Source organism: Pseudomonas sp. AK106 (genome assembly GCF_053903055.1).
In genome coordinates this window covers 1,178,049-1,200,660 of sequence record NZ_CP096426.1, presented here as the reverse complement: position 1 = coordinate 1,200,660, position 22,612 = coordinate 1,178,049, and the positions used below count along the sequence as shown (strand labels likewise).

Sequence of the window (22,612 nt, the reverse complement as noted above, 5' to 3'; positions counted from 1 at the left end):
GGTTAGATAATTATTTGGTGCTTCTAACTTTGATTTAGAACCACACTCGGACGCCAAGCACGAGGCGTGCTTCGTTACTGTCTTCGCCTTCGTCGCGGGCGTAATCAGCGGTCTTTCCATAAGCCCGATTCCAGGTCACACCTACGTAAGGTGCGAATTCTGGCCTGATTTCGTACCGAAGACGCAAACCGACCTCACTCTCTGACAGCCCTGAACCAATGCCCCGCTGGGGATCGTTTTTACCGTAGAAATTGAATTCCGCCGTCGGTTGCAAAATGAGCTTGTTGGTCAGGAGGATGTCGTAATCCCCTTCCAGCCGAGCTGCGGTCTGGCCACCTTCAGCCAGATAAGCAGTGGCCTGGGCTTCGAAATTGTAGAGCGCCAAGCCCTGGATACCGAAAGCCGCCCACGTTTGAGGGTCGCCTGGTTTGAAGTCTTGACGAACCCCGCCGACCAGATCCCACCAAGGGCTGATGGAATGGCCCCAAAGAGCTTGAACCTCAGCTTCTTCGGTCTTTCCGTTGGTGCGCTCGCCTTCGGAGCGCAGCCATAGACGATCAACATCTCCCCCTATCCAACCTTGGGCTTCCCAGTTAAGCGCGCTCCCATCGTCAGCATCCTGCCATTCCAGCTTCTCAAATATAAAAAAAGAGTTGAGGGCAGTGTCGTGGACTTCGTGACCACCAGGAGCGTTATAGACTGCGGCTCTATCCGCATCGGTTAGAGCCGGTATCGGTGTCCGGCTTTGGGTCTGGGTCTGCTGCTTGGGAGGCTGCATACCCTGCATCTGGCTATGATCCATACCCTGCATTTTGCTGTGATCCATGCCCTGCATCTGGCTGTGATCCATACCCTGCATCTGCCCGTCTTTCGTGCCCTGGCCCGGTTCAGCGGCTACAGGCAAGATAAAAGCAGCGGTTAAAGCAACCGTGAATACAGCTGAGTGCATGCGAGTCTCGCAAAAGAAATTGCTCATAGTCGGCTCCTTATTCCTCTACACGCACTTCACGGAACATGCCCATTTCCATGTGGTACAGGAGATGGCAGTGGTAGGCCCAGCGTCCTAGCGCATCGGCGGTCACTCGGTAGCTGCGCTTTGATCCTGGCGGCATATCGATGGTGTGTTTGCGGACGAGGAATCGCCCGTTTTCATCTTCAAGGTCACTCCACATGCCATGCAAGTGGATGGGATGCGTCATCATCGTGTCGTTCACGAGAACGATGCGGACTCGCTCGCCATATTTCAGTTTTAAAGGCTCGGCGTCCGAAAACTTCACGCCGTTGAAAGACCAGGAAAACTTCTCCATATGACCGGTCAAGTGCAATTCGATGGTGCGACTTGGCTCACGGCCATCTGGATCTTCAAACGTGCTTTTTAGATCAGAGTACGTCAGTACCTTTCGGCCATTCTCGCGAAGGCCCATACCGGGATCATCAAGCTTTGGCGACGTCGACATGGCCTGCATATCGACGAGAGGGTTGTTGGACTCTGAGGCCGGGTGCTGCTGCATTTCTTCCATGCCACCCATAGACATCTTGCTGTGATCCATTGCAGCCATGCTGTCCATGCCAGAAATGTCTTGCGTAGCGCCATGATTCATACCCTTCATGTCGCCGCCGTCCATTCCCGACATACCCTGCATTGAGTTGTCTTGCGCACCGGCCATCTTGCTGTGATCCATTCCAGCCATATCGCCCATACCAGACATTGAGCCATGATCCATCCCGGCCATACCCATGTCGGCCATGGTGACGAGAGGACGAGGGTCAAGCTCAGGTACTGGGGCAGCGAGACCAGGCCGGACGGCCAAGGTGCCTCTGGCGTACCCCGTTCGATCCATCGACTGCGCAAACAGTGTGTAGGCGTCCTGAGTTGGTTCGACGATCACGTCGAAGGTCTCAGCTGTGGCGATCCTGAATTCATCCACGGTCACAGGCTTCACATACAGGCCATCGGCGGCTACAACGGTCATCTTCAAGCCCGGAATACGGACATCAAAGTAGGACATGGCCGAACCATTGATGAACCTCAACCTAAGCTTTTCGCCAGGTTTGAAAGTGCCTGTCCAGTTCGAGTCCGGGGCGTGGCCGTTCATTAAATAGGTGTATGTCGCGCCACTGACGTCTGCAATGTCAGTAGGATTCATCTTCATCTCGGCCCACATCTTGCGATCAGCGACAGTCGCTGACCAACCGCTATCCGCTACGTCCTTAATGAAGTCACCGACTGTTCGCTTGTGGTTGTTGTAGTAGTCCGCCTGCTTCTTGAGCGTCTTCATTAGCGCAGTCGGATCTTCATCCGTCCAGTCAGTGAGCATCACCACGTGGTCACGGTCATACTCAAAAGGCTCTGGCTCTTTTGCTTCAATTACCAGCGGGCCGTATACACCTACCTGCTCTTGGAAGCCGGAGTGACTGTGATACCAGTACGTTCCGTTCTGCTTGACCTTGAATTGGTAAACGTACGTTCCATCAGGCTCGATCCCACCGAAGCTAAGGCCCGGCACACCGTCCATATTCGCGGGAAGAATAATCCCGTGCCAATGGATGGAGGTCATGTCCTTGAGGCGGTTCTTGACCCGTAAGGTGACGGTGTCCCCTTCACGCCAGCGCAGCAGAGGCCCTGGGATACCACCATTTATGGTCAAGGCAGTCCGGGGGCTTCCGGTGATATTTACCGGCGTTTCTCCAATGAAAAGGTCGAACTCTGTGCCCGACAGGACATTGGTCTCGCCAAAGCTGGTGGCCGCCCAAAGAGGCGTACGCCAGAGCCCTAAGCCACCGAGAATCGCGCCAGCGGTCAGCCCTTTTACGAAGGTGCGCCGAGAAGTTTTGGATTGCATACCGATTCATGTCCTGTCAGTCAGGTGCACGCACAGCACTGTATTCCCGAGGGTTCGCCCTTTTGGATAGCGAGTGCGTTTGATACATCGAAGATGCCATAAGCCAACAAATGGCGTGATTACATTTCCGTAAGCTGGTCGACTTAGCAGTGATGCTTCTGCTTTTCAGCCGCAGGCTTTTCTTGCGCAACATCTTCTTGCGCTTCAGAGATTGGTTTGCGGTTCTCCAGTGCAGCCACACGAGCTTTTTCCATGCGCTCATAGGTGCGATCACCGCCGCCTTCGGCAAAGGCCAGTGACGACATAGCCAAACTGATTGCAATAACCACAACGTTGATAGCTTTCATGATACATCTCCTCAAAGGAACTGACTCTCGATGAATCTGGAGCGTTTGAGCGTCGGCTCGATGAGGATGATGAGGGGAGGCACCTGTCAGTATGCTTAGGCAGCGATTACACTTTTGACAGGAACCTCATAAGAAGCGGGGATATTTTTTTAGCGCTGCCAGCAAGTAACATCGGGGGAACAACTCGCACCAGCCGCTATGTGAGTGGATGTTTTGCCATGGGAATGATGCCCCCGAGTGAGGCTTTTCCGTCAGTACGCTAAGCGTAGCGACTAGATCGGGTCTCGAAACTGATGGCGTCACAATATAAAGACGGCAGGCTTCGCACTGATTCAACGCTAGGCTTTTGGTCTGATAACGCAGATAGCTGGTCAACTTGAATGCAACTGGGTGGTCAGTGGGAATGCAATCTACTGGTCAACAGGAATGGAAATGGGTGGTCAGATCCTAGGTAATTTTCCAATCGGCGCGCTGCCGGAGGCGAAAGCTGCCTTCACTTGGTTAATCCACCGCCTACGCGAGCATGGCCCACACGTGTGTTACACCCTGGACGGTCAACTCGCTAGCGGTGCTCACAAGCTAAACCTACCTGGCTACAAGCATTCGCCGCCTATGGCTGGAAACGATGCCGCAGCTCAGTTGCAGCATGGTATCTATGGCGACATCTTTGAGACGACTAAGAACTTCGTCAATGCAGGCAATGTTTTGGATTACCCAAGCGCAGAAATCCTGTCCTCACTGGCAGAGCAGTGCGCAGATGGCTGGATGCGAAGGGACTCTGGGATCTGGGAACTGCCAGAGCTAGAGCATTACACCATGTCCAAGATCAGTTGCTGGCAAGCCTTGAGTTGCCAAGCTGAAAGTCAGATACAGATCAGTTGGAAGCTAGATACCTGTCACCTTGCGCAGTCACTTCAGGGATCGGGCGGCCATCATGAAGTTAGTGCTGAGCCAGGCTGGCAATGACCCCAAAGCAGCACCGATCATATAGACGGTATTCACCGGCAAACTCTATGCACGTCGCCCAGCGCCCAGACTCGGCGCGTACAACCTAATCGTAGCCAGGCATACGTAACGAACAACGCTGCTGGCGCCCTCGATCTCAGTTGCCAGAAACCTGCAATGCTGCTCTCCATCAACTGACCGAGCTGAATTTGAGGTTATGGTCTATTACCAGTTCGGCGAACTGCAGGAGGTCATTGATCGACCCTCGACCCGTACGATCTAAGTGAAGGCCCATTATCCCGACCGACCTCGGGCCATCTTGATCACATCGTTTAGAGTCTCCAGTCATGACAACCCCACCTTTTCTCTCGTCCAGATAATGACCCGGCTCTATCCCCATGTGAGCGCAAACCGCTTGGTAGATAGCGGGATTAGGTTTCATCAGACCTAGCTCATAGCTGTATGCATAGCCATGCAGTTTTGGGAATAACCGCCTGACGACCGGCCCGTAAGGGCTGGCTAGATTTGAACAGACGCCCACTTTCAGCCCTGCATCCAGCAGGCGGGGGATGGCCTCCAAGGCGTCAGAAAAAGGTCTGATAGACGAGAGCTCCAACTCTAATGCTTGGCTCATTTTCTCCCTTTGCAATGGCGTTAGCGCTATGCCTAGAAATGAAGCCATCTCGTCGATCGCCAGGTTTTTCGTCATGACAAGGCCAAGGCTTTCTGAACCTGAAGCGATGCCCTGCCGACGCCCCTCCCTGATGAGCTCCCTATAGGGGTTTGTTGGGTGATCGATTCGAAGAATTGTTCCGAATGCATCGAGCACCACGGCATTAATCATTCAGCTAGCCTCATGTCGGTAACCGTGGACAGAGTCATTACCCATGACCTCCCATACCTTTCAAAACAACCGCACTGCAGCGGAAAGGGTCATGGATGTTCGACGTCCACGCCCAAGCAACACGTAGATTTTGTTCTCAGTCAGGAAAAACATTCCGTCAGTAAAATCAACCAAAGGCGTCGTACGAAACCATTGCGACTTAGCCGACGTCGAGCTGTCGTACAGCGTGTCGAAGACCAGCAACATCATCGGTTTTTTTCCTTCGGCGTTTAGCTCTTCAACAACGAGATCGGGGGCTTCTAGGTCGAGCCATACCCATTCGCCCGGTATACAAAAGCTACGGCCTGGGAATTTCTGGTGAGTAACTCGAATTGCCTCATCAAGCTCGATTTGACTTGCTGTCATGACTGAGCTCGGGCCGATCATTTGCCGGATATCAAAGTCCTGCATGGTTGCTCCTTCTTCATTAAATCCGTCCGAAGCGTGGTTTACCTGACCTGTCGGAAGCCGTCCCACGACAAAGATTGCTCATGTCTGGGGCCTTAGAGTCGATCACGTACCGACCGACCACGGACGCACAGCTGACTCAATGCAAATTGCTAACAGCGTCACCAGGGTTCGACCGAAAAAGCCTGGTCTGTCCCAGAAAGGGATTTTCCCCTTCATGAACCAGTAAGTAGTAACTGCCCGAAAACGTGATGGCTATCGTCCAGCCCCGCTCTTCCTGCAGTCGTATGATCTGTGACGTACGGATCATACGTCCGTCCTGAAATCTACTACTCAGATCCATAAACACCCGACCGACCAGACACGGGAATTCAACCTCCGGCATCCACAAGAATGCACCTACTGGCGTGGTGAATTTCAAGGCAGCTGCAGCCAGAACCTGTGGCGGCCAATCTACGACGGTCGCCATTAGTCACACCCCGGGGTAACGTGCTCCGAGGCTATGACGTAATGATCTTGAGCATCGATGGTTTGGAGCAGCGCGAAGCCCCCTTTCTTCGAAATTTCCCGTACCGGGGGAGTCGCCACAGTCGCCCCATCGGGCGAGCCCGACTGATCACAATAGACGGTAGCTGCGTAACGATTGCCGACGCGTGCAGCATCCACGAGATACGCATCTACAAAGACGCCCCATTCCTGAGATTTCGCCTGAGCAACCTCGCTCGGCGGCGAATGCCCCTGCGCTCCGCTACGATGGGACTCGCAGCCTGTGAGACGAATAACGTTTGATTTCAAAGCACATGCGCTCCTCAGATTTCAATCTCAAAAAAGGGATCAAAGCCCGTTGATTCATTGGGGTAGCCACGAGGATTTGAAACAACTCGGCAACCCGCCAACTCCACGTCGACAAATTCGTGGGTGTGCCCAAAGATCCAGAGATCAGCCTCCTGAATTAAATCGGGCCAGTCGTTTGTATAGGCGGCATTGAGATTCCCCTCGTGCTTGCCTCCGACTACTGCCGAGGACGGGGAATGGTGAGTGACCACGATAGTCTTCCCCTGAAACGGCTTCGCGAGCTCCTGCGCCAACCAGGCTCTGGCCATGTGATTTCGGACGATTAGATCAGCCGGCCTCAAACGTCGATACCCTGCATCGATGCGGATATAGTTGAAGTCGTTCATACGCTCCCAAGCCATCGCTGTCGCTGCAACTTGACTGCCAGTAGAGCTGAAATCAGTCCATCCGGTCGTGCCCAAGATCCGAATGTCATTGAGGATGACGAGGTCATTTTCGAGCACATGGACGTGAGGCTCGGCAGCGTCTCTCATCTTCTGCAGCGTGCGGTCGATATGCCCGTCATAGAACTCATGGTTACCGCAGACATACGCGACTTGGCAACTGAATGTCTCATTGGCCCATTTCACACCCCTTGCCTTTTTATCGATATCACCGCCAAGGATGACCAAGTCGACAGCGGGATCAAAGGCTGGCGGATGGAAGAGATGAAATTCGTTGTGAAGGTCTGAGACGACATACAGTCGCATGCGGCTAAACTCGATTTAGGTGATTATTGATATTTCATAGCGAAACCATGCACCCGCGAAGGGCTCAGCGCTTTCAGCGACCGGACGGCAGAAACCATCGACAAGGCAATACCCGTGCCCGGAATGGGCAATATAGACCGTAGTTCCGGGCAGTGCAACATGGCTACATCCTCACTTTTGAGGAAACCCAATGTCGAATCGCGCAGGCTTGGCTGCCGCTCTCAGAGCAGTCAGGGCCATACGAGGACTCGCGCAGAGCGATCTTGGGGAAGCTGCTGATCGGAAGTTTGTCTATCGCATCGAGCAAGGCAAGTCGGACGTTACGCTCGGCAAGCTTGATGAGATCGCTCAAGCCGTCGGAATACACCCCATCACTCTCATGGTGCTCGGAGCTGTTTCGAGTTCTGATCAAGCCGCCTCCAATATCTTGCAGGTTGTGCAATCTGAGCTGGACGCTTTTGAAGTGGCGGGTGGTTTTGATGCATTGGATCGCCAGGTCAAAAACGGAGCGATGGTCAGCCGAGTTCACGAGCGCCAGAAGCGGCTTGAGGCCGTCCAGGAGTGCAAAGCTGCAGGCATGACCCAGCGTGAAGCGGCTCAGAGGCTGAAGCTCGCAAAATCGACCGTCGCAGATCTTTGGAATTTATAAATTAGTCAGGCAAGCTCGCTTGATCGGCTGATGGGCGGACAGGCCATACCATGATGGATGAGTGCATTCATCTTTTGCGCTTGATCCCATTAGAACGTAGGACGATCTGTTTGCCGTTGAGGGCTCATGGGCGAAGGCTGAATGCTCTCCTGGGTAATTCGACCAAAGTCATGACCATCTTCCCCACCTATCGAGAACCGGTTAATCTAGGCGCCATCTTTTGGCCACTATTACCTAGCCAGGACGGCAGCTGTGACATCGCGAACCGTAATAGAACTGAGGCCGACACATTTCGAAGCCTCCCCTCGTTATCTGTATTCTGAATCAGCCTCACGCGCCGTGAAGGCCTCAGCACTCGTTCAGTGCGATTTGAAGATCGTGGCCATCACCAGCGCTCCGCTGGCCGTACGCTCAGCGACTACGCGCGATTGTTTTCAAGTTTTTTATGAAATAGTCAATTCTTGTTACCAACGCCAGATCAAGCCTATATCGGATGGCACCGCCCCCAACGATATTCATCGGTGTTTTAAATGAAATTACATGAAGTAGCCACCCGAGAGCAATCAGGTAGGGACACGATTAATCGTTTTCGCGCTCAGTTCAGGGCTGCTACAATTGAAAGCCTGGCCTTACTAGAGAACAAAGACATTGAGAGAATTTACTGCGACTACCATGAAGACTATGTCGTAAAATACGTCACAGACTCAAAGGCACAGTACCGATTCGTCCAAGTCAAAACAAAATCCCAACTTAATTATCGCTACACCATACTCGAAGTATTTGGCTTAAAAAAACGACCCAAGAAAAACCCGGAGCATGCATTGCCCGACAGCTTTGCAGGAAAACTTCTGCTGCATATCGAAAACTTTGGGGATAGCTGTCACTCTATCGAGATCAGGACAAATATAAACTTCGATGATGAAGTAGAAGCCATCATCGCCGAAATCGAACAAAAAGGCACCATCGGAGACCACACATCTGCTCTCATCGCAGAGACTAAGAAGCTAATATTAAGTTTAGACGGCAAGGATCAGCAAGACGTTATTGAGTTTTTATCACATTTGAAGATAGAGCCTAGACACAGCATCCTAGACGAAGATGACGAGCTCTTTGTGTCACTAGCTTCTAGTAAGATATTCCGATACAGCGAAATAAACCTCACGCCTGACGAAGTAAAAAAGATCATCATTCAACTTTTGTCCCGCATTGAAGAAAAATCATCTGGCGTACTCAACTCCAACATTCAAGAAAAGGATTTGGACAGCTTCGCGAGCATTTGCATAGATGACGTGCTTAATACGCTTTCTATCACAAAGTCTACCTACGAGATGCTGCGAGCTGGTGGGGATGAGAAAGCACTAAAATCCGCATCTATTCTTCAAAAAATGCTTTTGAGGTCAGGGTTTTCAGCAAACACCGTCGACACATTTGCTGGATACAAATGCCAATGGGAAAGCTGGCATCGTATACATCGCCACGAGCTTCCTGACTTTCTCATGACAGTAGCCACTGAAATGATAATTGAATCTGCTCGAAAACTGGCATGGGGCACAATAAAAATGCCAGACCTTACACTTGAAGTAAGAACCCTCAATGCCGCACTCAAAGTACAGCTTTGCCGTGAGGACATCACTCTCGAACTAACCTTTGGGGCAGTGTTATCCGAGTTGGTTAGAGGAGAGGTCTCATGAGCATATTAGAAGCTATTAATATCGCCAGCGAAGAGGCAGATGGATTCATTACACACAGTGCGCCACGTTCTCGGAAAGACGCTTTACAAAATGAAAGCTTGTTTCACATCCCTTTGATTGCGCTGACGATCATGCTACTCGGCAAAGGCAGTTCGAAGCCTAGGGCCGATGAGATAGGCATGTTTGTTGGCATGTGTTTCGAGCAGAGCCTGTCGACTTTCAAGGGTTCTAGTCAAGAGTTGGGGTGGTCAGCAAACCTAAGAATCCGGACGGTGCGCGCGCTCACCTTTCTGGAGACCGCCGAGTTTGTAAAGGTTAACAAAAACACCTACAGAGTTGAGACCACCACCTCTGGACGTAAAATCCTAGACAAGCTTACAGAAGAGAACACGAAACTATGTTTATTTCTGCTGACCGCTCAGCGGGCTTATCGGAACATTTGGAAGGAAAACGCAGAAGAGGCGAAGCTTCATGAGATTTGAAACTCTTGAAATTATACCTAATGGCCCATCAGGTTGGGGTTCGGGTGAGCTAAGGTTTGGCGAAGTTATCACTCAACTTTATGCAATCAACGAAAGCGGTAAAACTCCGCTTATAATGTCGATCCTCTTTTGCTTAGGCCTCGACATAAAGTTTAGGGCGGACATTACCCAAAACTGCCGACTCGCTAGACTAACCATCAATATAGGCACAAAGCTGTTTTCATTTGAGCGCGTCATCGCCGAAAAATTCGATGTCACCATCAGAGAAAATGAGAAAACGGTTGACCGCTTTTACAATGATGAAGATCTTTCTAGTTTTATTTTTAAAGAGCTAGGTATAAAAACAGACCGCTTGATTACATCTAGCGGAACTCCCACACCCCCCTATTTCACTGGACTGATACCCCTATTCTATTTAGACCAAGACAAGGGGTACTCTGACTTTTATTCGCCACGACAAAATTTTATCAAAGACCAATATACAGAAATGGTACGTTTGATCAACAAACTGCCAGCTTTGAATATTTACGACAAAAAACGAAAATCAATTGACGTCCGCAAAGAAATTGACCACCTGCACACCAGCGTTGTCGCGAGTCGTAAACTGCTTGAGAGACTCCAGCAAGACCTACCACTTCCCAAAAGAAACATAGAAAGTGTTGACAAGCTTATAACCGCCGCCAAAGAGCGCATGCAGAGTCTAAAAAACTCCAAAAATATAAAAAGTGAGGCCATCTCCAGCTTAGATGAAATTTTTCTCGAACGTCAAAATCAACTCAGACAGCTTCTACAGCAGCAAAATCTTTTGGAATCCAAGATTTCTGGATTCAACACCATTAAGCAAGAAATTGAAAGTGAGATCGAGACACTCAGTTTAAACGAAGATGCAAGACGGGCATTTGTCCTCTTCTCCGAGTTATGCAGCACCCCAAACTGCGGCATGTTCATGGCCAGTGCTGAGTCCTATGGCAAAAGCCTTCTCTATCTCAAAGACCAGATTAAAGATTTAGAAATATCTACGGCAGCGAATATGCAGCTAGCTGAAGCCGTCCATACCGCCAGGACTACTGTGGAAAAGCAGATTGAAGACTTGACTCACCAGAGAACGCTTGCTGAGCGAGAATCGGGGGTAGAGGCCTTCATCGAAGCAATCAGTCGTACCACGACTGATCTTTTCGAACTGCAACAGGAAAAAGAAAAGTACAAAAAAGTCGATGACCAGAATGCCCAGCATGCAAAACTCATCGAACGTCGTGATCGAGCCCTTACCCTCTATGAATCCCTGCAACGAACGCAAGAGCAGTCATCTGAGATTGTACGACTGCGGCTGCGCCTTTCCGAAGGCATGACGAAATGGCTCGGCATTCTGCATGCGAGAACCATACCTCAGTTGGTGACCGTTGATTCCTATCTGAAGCCAACCATGGGAGAGGAAAAGCTGGACATCTTCAAGGGCAGTTCAAAAACCAGGACTGTCCTGGCCTACCATGCTGCGCTGTTTGAAATTTGCCTCATCGACCCACTGTCACCGTTCAGAGTACTCATTCTAGACACGCCTAAACAGCAGGATATTCCAAATGAGCACCTTGACTCGTACGTCCAGGAATTGCGGACTGTCGCAGCGAAACACAATGGCCAGGTGATATTTTCGACCTCCAGTTATCGATACACGCCCAATGAGGAAACAGATGAAGAATGGTTGCCGGGCTTCGTCACTTCTGGTGAACCGATGTATTTGGGGCCACCAAAAGCACTAGAATAGGTGCCTCCGGAGTCAGTCTGATCGATCCTAAGAAATCGAATCCCGCGCACCAATCGGTGCGCGATCAAGCTCGGTTAATGGAACACTCGACCAGCTCTCACCCTCTCCGCAAAGCCATCCCCACATCCCGCGCCGTCGGTGACCTATTGCCCCCTTTTTTGGGCCGCAGTCGCCACCATCGAAACAGAATGGTAGGTAGGTGGCGCCTGAAGAGGCGGTGCATTCAGGGTGCAGGCGAATTGGCCTTTATCCGAGTCCCTTACTCACATGTGAGCCGACACCCGAGCCAGGCTGTAGCGATAGTCAATTTGAAGGAGGCCCTGGAAATAGCCTACCTCATATACACATATACACGCTAATGTTCCATTCCAAGATGTAGGTATGGCTACACACATACACAGTTTCCTAAAGTCTTGTCCTATAAGAGTTCGATTCCCTCTACCCGCTCCATCTCCCCCAGTGTTTCCGGGCCTTTCAGCCCTCCTTCTCTCAGAATCAACCTCGCCTCTTGCCCTCGCCTTCTAAAAGTCCGAGACAGGCCGCCCCCTCTCACGCATCGACTTCGCTACCGCTGATCCCCTGCTGAAAATCCGCAGCAAAGTTTTCACCGACGCTGCCGATACAGAGAAACCAGTCGCTCGAAATCCACAGATCGACCGACCAAATCTCAAGGCAGTGACGATCATGCAACACATTCCCCTGGCAACCTTCGAATCCATTGGCTGCGCTGAATGCCGAAACCTTGAAGGGCTGGGATTCGACTTCACCATGGCTTTTCAGCCTATTTTCAACGTCACCACGGGCGCGCCCTTCGCTTACGAGGCGCTGGTACGAGGTGTCAACGGCGAGTCCGCTGCGTTCATTCTGGGTCAGGTCAACGACGGTAACCGGTACCGGTTCGATCAGGCATGCCGGGTGCGGGCCATCGAGCTCGCTACCCAGTTGGGCCTTCCCGCGATTCCAGACTGCAAGCTGAGTATCAACTTCCTGCCCAAAGCGGTGTATCGGGCGGAAACCTGCATTCGCGCAACCCTTGAAGCGTCTCGGACGTTCGACTTCCCGGTGGATCGGCTCATGTTCGAGGTCACCGAAGGCGAGCGCGTCGAAGACCCGAACCATCTCAAGTCGATTTTTGAAGAGTACGCGCGGCAAGGTTTCACCACCGCTATCGATGACTTCGGATCAGGATATTCCGGCCTCAACATGCTGGCGATGTTTCAGCCACAGGTGCTGAAAATCGACATGGCGCTCACCCGTGATATCGACCGGGACGGTGTACGTCAGGCGATTGTTGAAGGGATTGTGCTGGTTTCGAAGCGTCTGGGTATCACCGTGGTCGCCGAAGGCATCGAGACCTGCGAAGAGCGCGACGCCTTGCTGGGCCTGGGCGTCGAACTGATGCAGGGCTACCTGTTTGCCAAGCCCATGGTGGGGCAATTGCAGCCGATGCCGTCGCATCTGATAAGCGGCTCGGACGTTGTCGAAGTCGCTTGATTCCCACAGCAATCGTTGACGATCCTGGGGTTAGGGGTCAGTTATGAAGGCGACACATCACTCCGCCGCGTGAGTGGCTGCCTGTTCGATCAACGCGGCCACTTCCTGCGGACGGGACTGGTACACCGAGTGACTGGCGCCTTTGATCTCGATGGTGTGGCTGTTGGCCCGCTTGGCGTACATGCGTTCAAGGTCCGGGTTGATGATCCGGTCCGCCCCGGCCACTGCGTACCAGCTAGGTTTGGTTTTCCACGCAGGCACCCCAGCGGGCGTGGTGAATACCGACGCAGCGGTCGGCTTCTGGGAAATGGCTTCGAACTCAGCCTGAGCCTTGGGCAGGTCAGCCGCGAAATCCGCCGGGTAGAACGCCGGGTCAAGGGACAGGAAACCGTCAGCGGTTTGCTTCACCGCCTTGGTGGCGTTAGGAAATAATTTGCCGTTCTGCGCTTCGGTTTCACCCTGATCCAGCGCGTGAGCGGCGATGTACACCAAGCCCACGACGTGCGCGTCATTGCCGACGTCCGTGATGATCGCGCCGCCATAACTGTGACCGACCAGAATCGTCGGGCCATCCTGCTGGTCAACGATGCGCTTGACCGCCGTCACGTCATCGGCGAACGACATCAATGGGTGTTCAGCGATCAAGACGTTGTACCCGTCCTTGCGCAGGATCTCGTAGACCGGCTTCCATCCCGAGCCGTTCACAAAGGCGCCGTGGACCAACACGATGTTCTTCACCGGGGCAGCCTGCGCCGCACTGGCAACGCCCAGCGCCAGGGCGCCCGCCGTAAAAACGCTTAGCAGCAATGACGCGTTGATTCTGTTCATGGGGTGTTTCCTCAGTGTGCATTCATGGTCGGCGATCTGCCCGGGATAGCCAAAGCCTGGCGCCGCCCTTCGTTGTGAATCATTGAATGCGCTGCACGTATCTGCAGTGTGTCGCTGAGGGGGGAGCTTTCAGTCAGCACGTATCGGCAAGGGGTCTGGATACACGGGTATACAAAGCTGGCGCTTTTTTTGTGGGACTGGCTTTAGCCGGGAAGAGGCAAGTGTGTTCGTCATCAGTTCTGCAGCGTGTCGGCTGACGCTTTCCCGGCTAAAGCCGGTCCTACAATGAGGTCCACCGCCAGTCCCACTGAATGCACGCAATTGAAATGTGGGACTGGCTTTAGCCGGGAATAGGCAAGTATGTTCGTCATCAGTTCTGCAGCGTGTCGGCTGACGCTTTCCCGGCTAAAGCCAGCCCTACAATGGGCTAGCCGCCAGTACCGCTGAACGCATGCAATTCAAATGTAGGACCGGCTTCAGCCGGGAACAGGTCGGTTGCCCATCCGCCCCATTGAAAGTGCTGCAGCAGGCTTGAGCGGAACCAGGATGCTGGGCAGATCCCGACCTGGCCTATAGGCACAACCAGTCACCCACAAAAAAGCCCGGAAATTCCGGGCTTGTTCGTGCCGTCAACGCTTACGCCGCAAGGCTCGGCGACGACAGTGACTTCTTGTATTCAGCCTTCATCGCTTCCATCTGCGCACCAAGCTCTTCCAGCTTCTTCTTGCCCAGCAACTTTTCAGCTTGCGGGAACATCTCTTCCTCTTCTTCCTCGATGTGGTGCTCCAGCAGCTCTTTGACCACTTTCACACGACCGGAGAACTCCGGGGTGGCAGGGTCAGTTTGCTTGAGGTCCGGCAGCACAAGGGCATCGACAGTGCGGTGCTCTTCCTTGGCTTCGTAGTACATGATGTCCTGCTCTTTACCGCCCGCCTCTTTGAAAGCCGGATAAAGAATTTCTTCTTCGATCTTGGTGTGGATGGTGATTTCCATTTCCAGCTTGGCCAGCAAGTCCGTGCGCTTTTTAACACCGCGCTCAGTGGACTCACTCAGTTGGGTCAAGATGGCCTTTACGCGTTCATGGTCGGCTTTCAACAGTTCGATGGCGTTCATATAGATTTCCTCTAGATCACGGTAGGCGGGTCGATCTAAGTGCCGACCCTGCTGGTTCGTGATGAGTATTGCATCGAGCGTGCCGAAAAAGCGGAGTATCAAAAAGCGCAACGAATCAGACAGTTAGCAAAAGACGTGAAATACGGAATCGTGCAGCCTGCATGAAACTTCGCGAACGGATAGTGCAGTTCACGAGTTGCCATCCGCCTGATTGAGCTCCGGCAAAGCCAGAGCTCAACTAGCGATAAATAGCGTTATTAGTGCGATTTAGTCGCAGGCGCCAACGCCGTCCGCTCTTGATAAGCCGGCAGGGAAGCCGCGAACGCCATGGCTTCTTCGCGAGTGGAGAACGAGCCTAGTCGGTCGTGATGGGTGCAGACCCGCCAAGGACCGTTGTTCACGTTGATCACATCGTAGCCGTTGAAATGCGTCTTGCTGAGCATTGCGGTATGCATGGCGATCTCCCCTCATTCAAGAGAGTGTTGTGGGTTGTCGGATAAAACCTTACACCCGCCATTCACTCTATAGACGTTACCGAGACCAGCGGTGCCCTGCCAAGAATGCTCGAAGCCGGGATGCTGCGTTGACAACGCCGACCTGGGTTTCTATAAGTCCCCTCCGTTCTGGCGTCCGGTCAGTACCTGCTCACCTGAAAGCGAAGCGAGATGATGGAATTCACGGATTTTGATGCCGAACTGGCCGACTGGAACACCCTGCAAGCCGCCACTCCCTGCTCGGGACTGCTGCTGGGCAACGGCGCCAGTCTTGCCGTATGGAAGAACTTCGCCTATGACTCGCTGTTCGAGCTCGCGCAGACCACGCGCAACAAACCCCTGAGCGCCACCGAGCTGGCGCTGTTCAAATCCATGGAAACGGAAAATTTCGAGCCGGTGCTCAGCGGCTTGAAAGTCGCCATGCGCGTCAATGCGGCGCTGACGATTGGTTCGTCATCGCCACGCAACCGCTATTTTGCGATCAAGGAAGCCCTGATTCACGGCATCCGCTCGGCGCATATCCCGTGGCGGCTGATGGAAGCGGCCACCATCGCCAGGATCAGCGACGCCCTGAGCCGCTACCAGACGGTGTATTCCACCAACTACGACCTGCTGGCGTACTGGGCGGCGATGCATGGCGCGCAGCCATTCGATGATCTGTTCGACGACGATGCGATGTTCAACCTGCACCGCACCGACAGCCACGCCACCCGCGTCTTGTATCTGCACGGCGGCATGCACCTGGTGAAGAATTTCGACGGTACGGCGCGCAAGCTGATGTCCTCGGAAAGCACGCTGCTGGGCAGTTTCGCGATCAACGCGCTGGAGGATGTGCCGCTGTTTGTCTGCGAGGGCCGCAGCGACGAAAAGATGAAGATCATTCGCGGCTCGGACTATCTGTCGTTTTGCCACGCCCAACTGGCGCAGCATCAGGGCGCGCTGTGCGTCTTCGGCCACTCGCTGGGCAAGCAGGATCGACACATCCTGAACGCCATTCTCCAGGCCCGCCCCAAATCCATCGCCATCTCGGTGCTGCCGCGCAGTGACGCCTTCATCCAGCACCAGAAACGCCGCTACAGCGAACTGTTTGAAGGGCAGAACATCGAGCTGACATTTTTCAACGCCACCACCCACCCGCTGGGCGATCCGACACTGGCCGTGCCGGTGGCGCGATTGAAGGAAGCGCTGGAGTTGAAGAAGAGCTGAGGGTTAGCGCGGTGAATGCTCATATTCCCAACCCCGACAGGCCAAAGCTACGTGCTTGGGGATAAGTGCAGCACCGCTGCTATAAGCAGTAATGGTTCGACGCGTAAAGCCCAGCTCGATGGCCGCTGCCGAGAGAGAAAGGTTGTTCTTCTCCATCCATTGTTTGAAGTCTCGCGTCGGCATGACTTCACCGGCCTGCTCCAACGCCAGCCGGTGAAGCGTCGACGCAGCCAGCTCGATGTCATTGCCCCACGAGACGTCAAACCCCCAGTCACCCAAAGTCACTTGGCCGAATAGCGTTTCATCCTTCAGCGGCGTCAGCGCTTCAAATTGGTCGATGTAGGGGGATAAATCTACGGTATGACGCTTGCCGTTGTTCCAGTCGAGTATCAATGAGCGGCTGTTCGCGACAGGTTGCGCAGCGGCGATGCGTAATTTGCTGGTCATGTCTCAAGTCCTCCGATTCTGCTCATACCAGATCCGCCATAAGTCGCGGGTATGACTCCTGGCCCACTGCAGCGCTTCTTTCAGCGCCGTCCCCTCAGCGCCCTTGCCTAAGACCCTTAAGCCATCAATTTGCACGAGCGACTCCCCGCCAGGGTCTGGACGTGGAAATGGGGTGGGGCGTGGTCGTCCGGATAGATTTTGATCTTCCAGTTGCGATTGTTATGTACGGTAGCCATGGCGGGATACTAGAGATTTTTTCCCCAGGACAAACTCTGCACGGAAAAACAAGAACCGGACCTTTCAGGTCCGGTCCTCCAGCCGCTTACCGCTTCCAATCTTCCCAGCCGCTGCCCTTTATTCGTTACCTTCCGACAACGACCCCACCACCACTGCCCCACCCTGGGTATGTTTATTGACACTGGTGGCGACCGATTCGGTGGTCAGGCGCATGCTGCTGAGGGCGGCGAGTCGGTCGCTGCTCGTCGTGTGCACGACGCTGCCCGACCATTGAGCGGCCACCGTCGCCAGCCATGCGAAAAGGAATACCACGACACCCTGCAACGCCCATTTTCCGATAACCAACACGATGGTTCTCCTGGCTGAATTCGACGGCATCAATTTGACCTTCTAACTGTTGCAGCAACATTGCATTCAACTTCTGCACCAACATTTGGAACGATTCAGTCCGCAGTCGCAAAATCCTCGAAAACGGCATTTCCGCCCTCGCCCCCTTCCCGGCTAAAGCCCGTCCCACTGGGTGCAGTCTCTTCCCGGCTGAAGCCGGTCCTACAAATACGGCCGTCGCCAATCCCGCTGAATGCGCGCAATTCAAATGTAGGACCGGCTTCAGCCGGGAAGAGGCCGGTTTGAGCGCCGCAGGATTAACGGGTGAAGTGTACGGACGATTCCGCACGCAGCTGTAAAGGGCCGCCACTCCGCTTCTGTGGCTGAATGAGCTCGCGTTTCGCCCCCACAAGAACAAGGCAAGACCTTCTATGTCCTCTCGTGAAAACACCGGCATGGTCCTCGGACTGATCGGCGTGGTGATCTTCAGTCTGACGCTGCCCATGACCCGCATCGTGGTGCAGGAAATCCATCCCTTGCTCAACGGTCTGGGCCGCGCCTTGTTTGCGGCGGTGCCGGCGGCGGCGTTGCTGCTCTGGCGCAGAGAAAAATGGCCGACCCGCGCGCAGTTCAAGGCGCTCATGGTCGTGGCGTTGGGAGTGATCGTCGGGTTCCCGGTGCTCTCGGCCTGGGCCATGAAAACCCTGCCGGCCTCCCACGGCGCACTGGTCAATGGCCTGCAACCGCTGCTGGTCGCCATCTACGCCGCATGGCTTTCCCATGAACGACCGTCGAAAGCCTTCTGGGCCTGCGCGGCCATGGGCAGCGTTCTGGTGCTGGGTTACGCGCTGATCAGCGGCGCCGGCAATCTTCAGGCCGGTGATGTGCTAATGGTCGCCGCAGTGGCGATCGGTGGGCTGGGTTATGCCGAAGGTGGCCGTCTGGCCAAGGAGATGGGTGGCTGGCAGGTGATCTGCTGGGCGCTGGTCATTTCGATCCCGGTATTGATCGTGCCCGTCAGCTATCTGGCGTGGCAGCACCAGGGCCCGATTTCTCCCGGCACCTGGTGGGCCTTCGGGTACGTGTCGCTGTTCTCGCAATTCATCGGATTCTTCGCCTGGTACGCCGGGCTGGCCATGGGCGGCATCGCGCGGGTCAGCCAGATTCAGCTGGTGCAGCTGTTCTTCACCATGGCCTTTTCAGCGCTGTTTTTCGGTGAGCACATTGATCCGACGACCTGGATCTTCGCCGCCGGTGTCGTGGTCACGCTGGCCATTGGGCGCAAAACGGCGGTGATTGCACCCAAGCCGGTTGCTGCCGCTCCCATTTAGCCGAGCAGGCCATCCGCCTGGAGCAAGCGCTCCAGGCACTGTTCCTGAATACCGTAGAACACTTTCAGCTCCTGGATCTTTGCCAGCAATTCAGCAGGGTCCGCCGGGGTGGCGCGCTTGACCGCCAGAATCATCTTGTTCTTGTTGGTGTGCTCCAGCGAGATGAACTCGAAGACCTTGGTTTCATAACCGCTGGCCTCCAGCAGCAACGCGCGCAAAGCATCGGTGACCATCTCGGCCTGCTGGCCCATGTGCAAACCGTATTGCAGCATTGGCTTGAGCAGCGTCGGGCTCTGGATCTGCAGGCGGATCTGTTTGTGGCAGCACGGCGAGCACATGATGATCGAGGCGCCCGAGCGGATGCCGGTGTGGATGGCGTAATCGGTGGCGATGTCGCAGGCGTGCAAGGCAATCATCACGTCCAGTTCGCTGGGCGCCACCGAACGCACGTCACCGCACTTGAACACCAGCCCCGGATGCTCCAGCTGCGCGGCGGCGTTGTTGCACAGCGTGACCATGTCTTCGCGCAACTCGACGCCGGTGACGTTGCCTTCGGCCTGCAAGGTGTTGCGCAGGTAATCGTGGATGGCGAAGGTCAGATAACCCTTCCCCGAGCCGAAATCTGCGACCGTCACCGGCTTGTCCAGCTTGATCGGCGACGTCGCCAGGGCGTGGGAGAACACCTCGATGAACTTGTTGATCTGCTTCCACTTGCGCGACATGGCCGGGATCAGCTCGTGCTGCTTGTTGGTCACGCCCAGGTCGGTCAGGAACGGCCGGCTGAGTTCCAGGTAGCGTTTCTTTTCGCGGTCATGCTCGGCCGTCGGGGCTTCGCGTTCCTGCTGGGCCTTGTTGCGGAACAGCGTGCTCTTGCCCTTCTTGCTGAACTCCAGCTGCACTTCATCGGTGAGCGACAGCAGATGAGCGTTCTTGAAGGACTCGGGCAGCAGGCTGGCGATCAGCGTCTGCGCTTCGGCGAGGGGGTGATTTTTGGTGATGTCGCGGGTCTTGTAGCGATAGACGAAGGACAGGCAAGGCTGATCCTTGACCGTGACGGGCTTGATGATGACCCGCTGCAACTCCGCTTCACTTCCGACGTACTTGGCCAGCACCAGTTTGATCAGCGAATTTTGCGTCAGGCAGGTGTCCAGCAGACTCAGGAACTGAGCGCGGTGGTCCTGCGCAGGAACGGTGGCGGGTGCGGTAACGGACATCGGAAAGCGCCTCGGGAGCAGAAATGCGAGGCGCTATTTTAGGCGGGTCGTAAGCAGTAGGTGCAATTAAATGACGCGGAGCATCGGAAGACGCATTCCCACGCGGGGCGCGGGAACGATCGTGTCGGCAGCCGTGAGGCCCTACTCCAACACCACCAACCGGTTTGGCAGCTCGTTGCGCGCCTGGGTCACGGGCACCTGCTCGCTCAGCACGTCGCCGCACGAACGAATGCACCCTACGAAACCTTCCAGAATCCGGCCGTCCTTCACCTGCCGGGTAAAGGTCTCGACCATCGCGCGCCAGACTTCGTTGTCCACGCGCCGAGCGATGCCGTCATCAACGATGATCTCGACATAGCGCTCGGCCTCGCTGACGAAAATCAGCACGCCGGTGCCATTGGCGGTGGCATGAAGATTCTGTTCGAGAAACTGCCGACGGGCGAGATTACCCGCCCGCCAATGCCGCACGCGAATAGGCACCAGCCGCGTGGTGATGCCCGGCAAGCGGCACACCAGCGCTACCACGATGAAGGTGACAACCTGCACCAGCAGCAGGTGATTGGCACTGAGCCAGCCGGTCAGCAGGTTGATCAACCCCGGCACCAATAACGCGACGACCCCGGCCCAGATGAGCGGCACGTAGGTGTAGTCATCAGCGCTGGTCGCCAGCACCGTCACCAGTTCTGCGTCGGTCTGACGCTCGACGGTTTCGATGGCGTGGGCAACCCGCTGCTGTTCGTCTTTATTGAGCAATGTCATGCAAGCAAACCCTTCCTGAGCGAACGACTACCAGCCACCGGAGGCACCGCCCCCGCCAAATCCACCACCGCCACCGCGCATACCGCCGGAGCCGGAGCCCGATCCTCCTGAACCGAAGCCGCCGGAACCGCCGGAACCGAAACCGCCAAATCCACCGCCGCCACCGGAGCCGATGGACCTGCCCCGCCCGGACCGTGCGCTGATGTAACTGATGACCACGAACAGCACCAGAAACAGCAGGGTCACTTTCCAGTCGACGCCTTGGTCCTCACTCGCCGCAGCACTGCCAGTGGCGCCGACTGCCGGCTCGGCGAGGGGATCGCCGCCGAGCACCTGAACCATCGCCTCGGCACCTTTGGTGATACCGCCGACAAAATCGCCCTGCCGGAACGCCGGCGTGATGATCTGATTGATGATCACCGATGACTGCGCATCCGTCAGACGATCTTCCAGGCCGTAACCCACTTCGATGCGCACCTTGCGCTCGTCGCGGGCGACCACCAACAAGGCGCCGTTGTCTTTGCCCTTCTGCCCGATGCCCCAGTGACGACCCAGCTGATAGCCGTAGTCCTCAATGCTTGAGCCCTGTAAGTCAGGCAACGTGACCACCACCACTTGCTCGGTGGTCAGTTCTTCGTGCGCGCGCAGCATCTGTTCGAGATGCTCTTTGCTCGGGCCGTCGATCATCCCGGCGGCGTCGACAACGCGCCCGGTCAGCGGCGGAAACGTGAGGTCGGCTTGAGCCCATTGGGCAAACATACCCACCGACATCGCCAGTAACGCGACCAGCACTCCCCGGCGCGCGCGTCCCATCAGAACTTCACTTGCGGCGCTTTGTCAGCGTCAGCGGCGGTGGCTTCGAAGTTCGGACGCACCGGCAGATCGCTGTACATCACCGTATGCCACAGACGGCCCGGGAAGGTGCGGATCTCGGTGTTGTAACGCTCGACCGCCGTGATGAAATCGCGACGGGCCACCGCAATGCGGTTTTCCGTGCCTTCAAGCTGGGATTGCAGCGCAAGGAAGTTCTGGTTGGATTTGAGGTCCGGATAGCGCTCCGAAACCACCATCAAGCGGCTCAATGCGCCGGTCAGCTGACCTTGGGCGTCCTGGAACTGCTTAAGTTTGGCCGGATCGTTCAGGGTGCTGGCGTCCACCTGAATCGACGTCGCCTTGGCCCGCGCTTCGATGACTGCGGTCAGGGTGTCCTGCTCTTGTTTGGCGTAGCCCTTCACCGTTTCCACCAGGTTGGGGATCAGGTCGGCGCGGCGTTGATACTGGTTCTGCACCTGTGCCCAGGCGGCCTTGACCTGCTCGTCGTAGGTCGGAATGTTGTTGATCCCGCAGCCGGACAACAGGGTCGTCAGCAGCATCATCAAGGCCAGTGACAATTTGTAACGACTGCCCCGGCTGTGGTCATAACGCTCTGTTTGCATGGCGTGCGTGCTCCCTGTACTCATCAATAATTAGTCCTGTCAGTCATGACTTTAGCCAAACCGGACGATCCCCGGCATAATCCCGCCCCATCGCGTTGTCAGGGCTCTGGATTGCCGGGCCACAATCAGATAAAACTCGTTGCGCTACTGATGCTCATATGAGGCAGGAGTT

25 protein-coding genes are annotated in these 22,612 nt (G+C 54.9%); 9 read left to right on the top strand and 16 right to left on the bottom strand.

The features are described from left to right. Positions 1-34: 34 nt before the first annotated feature. From M1E04_RS05470 to M1E04_RS05460, 3 genes are all read right to left on the bottom strand, one after another. Positions 35-976 carry a copper resistance protein B gene (locus tag M1E04_RS05470; RefSeq protein ID WP_236422963.1) on the bottom strand — a complete coding sequence of 314 codons (942 nt, stop codon included), beginning with the start codon at positions 974-976 and terminating at the stop codon, positions 35-37. A 10-nt stretch (positions 977-986) separates the two neighbouring features. Next, positions 987-2,843 carry a copper resistance system multicopper oxidase gene (locus M1E04_RS05465; protein ID WP_236422964.1) on the bottom strand — a complete coding sequence of 619 codons (1,857 nt, stop codon included), beginning with the start codon at positions 2,841-2,843 and terminating at the stop codon, positions 987-989. A 143-nt stretch (positions 2,844-2,986) separates the two neighbouring features. Next, complete coding sequence (locus M1E04_RS05460) at positions 2,987-3,190, bottom strand: co-regulatory protein PtrA N-terminal domain-containing protein (protein WP_236422965.1); 204 nt, start codon at positions 3,188-3,190, stop codon at positions 2,987-2,989. Between the two features lie 432 nt (positions 3,191-3,622). Here M1E04_RS05460 and M1E04_RS05455 point away from each other — a divergent pair, with 432 nt between their 5' ends. Continuing rightward, on the top strand, positions 3,623-4,156 hold the full coding sequence (locus M1E04_RS05455) for a glycoside hydrolase family 15 protein (protein WP_236422966.1): 534 nt from the start codon (positions 3,623-3,625) through the stop codon (positions 4,154-4,156). Positions 4,157-4,325: 169 nt separating this feature from the next. Here M1E04_RS05455 and M1E04_RS05450 read toward each other — a convergent pair whose 3' ends face one another. From M1E04_RS05450 to M1E04_RS05440, 3 genes are all read right to left on the bottom strand, one after another. Then, entirely contained in the window at positions 4,326-4,979 is a 654-nt protein-coding gene (locus M1E04_RS05450) for an HAD family hydrolase (protein ID WP_065992346.1), read from the bottom strand. A 60-nt stretch (positions 4,980-5,039) separates the two neighbouring features. Continuing rightward, positions 5,040-5,429, bottom strand: a complete 390-nt coding sequence (locus M1E04_RS05445) for a DUF6957 family protein (RefSeq protein WP_236422967.1) — start codon at positions 5,427-5,429, stop codon at positions 5,040-5,042. An 806-nt stretch (positions 5,430-6,235) separates the two neighbouring features. Then, positions 6,236-6,970, bottom strand: coding sequence for a metallophosphoesterase (locus tag M1E04_RS05440; RefSeq protein ID WP_236422968.1), 735 nt, complete (start codon positions 6,968-6,970; stop codon positions 6,236-6,238). A 190-nt stretch (positions 6,971-7,160) separates the two neighbouring features. On the opposite strand from M1E04_RS05440, the gene M1E04_RS05435 reads away from it, so the two are divergent. The 4 genes from M1E04_RS05435 to M1E04_RS05420 all read left to right on the top strand — a co-directional run bounded on the left by M1E04_RS05435 (position 7,161) and on the right by M1E04_RS05420 (position 11,554). Further along, the gene (locus M1E04_RS05435) at positions 7,161-7,619 is read left to right on the top strand and encodes a helix-turn-helix domain-containing protein (protein WP_065992342.1); all 459 of its coding nucleotides are present in this window, start codon (positions 7,161-7,163) and stop codon (positions 7,617-7,619) included. A 530-nt stretch (positions 7,620-8,149) separates the two neighbouring features. After that, complete coding sequence (locus M1E04_RS05430) at positions 8,150-9,310, top strand: dsDNA nuclease domain-containing protein (RefSeq protein WP_236422969.1); 1,161 nt, start codon at positions 8,150-8,152, stop codon at positions 9,308-9,310. Then, positions 9,307-9,792, top strand: coding sequence for a hypothetical protein (locus M1E04_RS05425; RefSeq protein ID WP_456292520.1), 486 nt, complete (start codon positions 9,307-9,309; stop codon positions 9,790-9,792). The genes M1E04_RS05430 and M1E04_RS05425 overlap by 4 nt, the downstream gene beginning before the upstream one ends. After that, entirely contained in the window at positions 9,782-11,554 is a 1,773-nt protein-coding gene (locus M1E04_RS05420; RefSeq protein ID WP_236422970.1) for a synaptonemal complex protein 1, read from the top strand. Before M1E04_RS05425 ends, M1E04_RS05420 begins: the two co-directional genes overlap by 11 nt. Positions 11,555-12,103: 549 nt before the next feature. Here M1E04_RS05420 and M1E04_RS05415 read toward each other — a convergent pair. Beyond that, complete coding sequence (locus M1E04_RS05415) at positions 12,104-12,244, bottom strand: hypothetical protein (RefSeq protein WP_167355829.1); 141 nt, start codon at positions 12,242-12,244, stop codon at positions 12,104-12,106. Between M1E04_RS05415 and M1E04_RS05410 the strand changes: the two genes are divergently transcribed. Beyond that, positions 12,239-13,048: an EAL domain-containing protein gene (locus tag M1E04_RS05410; protein WP_192135253.1), complete on the top strand. Its 810-nt coding sequence runs from the start codon at positions 12,239-12,241 to the stop codon at positions 13,046-13,048. The two genes, M1E04_RS05415 and M1E04_RS05410, sit on opposite strands and share 6 nt — an antisense overlap. A 57-nt stretch (positions 13,049-13,105) precedes the next feature. Here the strand turns inward: M1E04_RS05410 and M1E04_RS05405 are convergent, their stop codons facing one another. Continuing rightward, positions 13,106-13,876 carry an alpha/beta hydrolase gene (locus M1E04_RS05405; RefSeq protein WP_192135254.1) on the bottom strand — a complete coding sequence of 257 codons (771 nt, stop codon included), beginning with the start codon at positions 13,874-13,876 and terminating at the stop codon, positions 13,106-13,108. A gap of 636 nt (positions 13,877-14,512) precedes the next feature. After that, positions 14,513-14,989 carry a hemerythrin domain-containing protein gene (locus tag M1E04_RS05400; RefSeq protein WP_133772400.1) on the bottom strand — a complete coding sequence of 159 codons (477 nt, stop codon included), beginning with the start codon at positions 14,987-14,989 and terminating at the stop codon, positions 14,513-14,515. A 39-nt stretch (positions 14,990-15,028) separates the two neighbouring features. Here M1E04_RS05400 and M1E04_RS05395 point away from each other — a divergent pair, with 39 nt between their 5' ends. Continuing rightward, a complete protein-coding gene (locus M1E04_RS05395; RefSeq protein WP_274605157.1) occupies positions 15,029-15,154 on the top strand; it encodes a hypothetical protein in 126 nt (41 codons plus the stop codon). A 92-nt stretch (positions 15,155-15,246) separates the two neighbouring features. Here the strand turns inward: M1E04_RS05395 and M1E04_RS05390 are convergent, their stop codons facing one another. Beyond that, complete coding sequence (locus tag M1E04_RS05390; protein ID WP_192135256.1) at positions 15,247-15,444, bottom strand: SPOR domain-containing protein; 198 nt, start codon at positions 15,442-15,444, stop codon at positions 15,247-15,249. Between the two features lie 210 nt (positions 15,445-15,654). Here M1E04_RS05390 and M1E04_RS05385 point away from each other — a divergent pair, with 210 nt between their 5' ends. After that, positions 15,655-16,689 (top strand): DUF4917 family protein, encoded by a 1,035-nt coding sequence (locus M1E04_RS05385; RefSeq protein WP_065992328.1) that lies wholly within the window; start codon positions 15,655-15,657, stop codon positions 16,687-16,689. Positions 16,690-16,692: 3 nt separating this feature from the next. On the opposite strand, the gene M1E04_RS05380 is transcribed toward M1E04_RS05385, so the two are convergent. Together M1E04_RS05380 and M1E04_RS05375 are read right to left on the bottom strand one after the other, a co-directional pair. Continuing rightward, positions 16,693-17,136 (bottom strand): DUF2442 domain-containing protein, encoded by a 444-nt coding sequence (locus tag M1E04_RS05380; protein WP_192135258.1) that lies wholly within the window; start codon positions 17,134-17,136, stop codon positions 16,693-16,695. Between the two features lie 354 nt (positions 17,137-17,490). Beyond that, complete coding sequence (locus tag M1E04_RS05375; RefSeq protein WP_192135260.1) at positions 17,491-17,721, bottom strand: hypothetical protein; 231 nt, start codon at positions 17,719-17,721, stop codon at positions 17,491-17,493. A 410-nt stretch (positions 17,722-18,131) separates the two neighbouring features. On the opposite strand from M1E04_RS05375, the gene M1E04_RS05370 reads away from it, so the two are divergent. Further along, the gene (locus M1E04_RS05370; protein WP_192135262.1) at positions 18,132-19,031 is read left to right on the top strand and encodes a DMT family transporter; all 900 of its coding nucleotides are present in this window, start codon (positions 18,132-18,134) and stop codon (positions 19,029-19,031) included. Here M1E04_RS05370 and M1E04_RS05365 read toward each other — a convergent pair. From M1E04_RS05365 to M1E04_RS05350, 4 genes are all read right to left on the bottom strand, one after another. Beyond that, positions 19,028-20,245, bottom strand: coding sequence for a class I SAM-dependent methyltransferase (locus M1E04_RS05365; RefSeq protein ID WP_192135264.1), 1,218 nt, complete (start codon positions 20,243-20,245; stop codon positions 19,028-19,030). The two genes, M1E04_RS05370 and M1E04_RS05365, sit on opposite strands and share 4 nt — an antisense overlap. Positions 20,246-20,386: 141 nt before the next feature. Beyond that, positions 20,387-21,004 (bottom strand): TPM domain-containing protein, encoded by a 618-nt coding sequence (locus tag M1E04_RS05360; protein ID WP_192135266.1) that lies wholly within the window; start codon positions 21,002-21,004, stop codon positions 20,387-20,389. A 27-nt stretch (positions 21,005-21,031) separates the two neighbouring features. After that, positions 21,032-21,817, bottom strand: coding sequence for a TPM domain-containing protein (locus M1E04_RS05355; protein ID WP_192135268.1), 786 nt, complete (start codon positions 21,815-21,817; stop codon positions 21,032-21,034). Then, positions 21,817-22,380, bottom strand: coding sequence for a LemA family protein (locus M1E04_RS05350; protein WP_420793016.1), 564 nt, complete (start codon positions 22,378-22,380; stop codon positions 21,817-21,819). The genes M1E04_RS05355 and M1E04_RS05350 overlap by 1 nt, the downstream gene beginning before the upstream one ends. Positions 22,381-22,612 lie beyond the last annotated feature (232 nt).